Genomic DNA, 348 nt, shown 5'->3' with positions numbered 1-348 from the left:
CGCGCGGCTTCGAATCGCGCGTCGCGGCGGGCGAAAGCGAACCGTTCATGGAATCGGAATGCGTGTCGTGCGGCGCGTGCGTCGCTGCGTGCCCGACCGCGACGTTGCAGGAGAAATCAGTCGTGATGCTCGGCCAGGCCGAGCATTCGGTCATCACGACCTGTGCGTACTGCGGCGTCGGCTGCTCGTTCAAGGCCGAGATGAAGGGTACGCAGGTCGTGCGGATGACGCCGCACAAGAACGGGCTCGCGAACGAAGGCCACGCGTGCGTGAAGGGACGTTTCGCGTGGGGTTACGCGACGCACAAGGACCGCATCACGAAGCCGATGATCCGCGAGAAGATCACCG

General features: G+C 64.9%; 1 protein-coding gene. It reads left to right on the top strand.

Going from position 1 to position 348, the window contains the following annotated elements; all coding sequences use genetic code 11:
- Nucleotides 1-348, top strand: a 348-nt coding sequence (locus ACV229_RS40805) for a 4Fe-4S binding protein (protein ID WP_448088693.1), incomplete at both ends; no start/stop codon positions are given.

It is taken from the genome of Burkholderia sp. MR1-5-21 (assembly GCF_053427715.1).
Note: the sequence above shows the minus strand (reverse complement) of the source record. Positions and strands in the feature narration are given on the sequence as shown.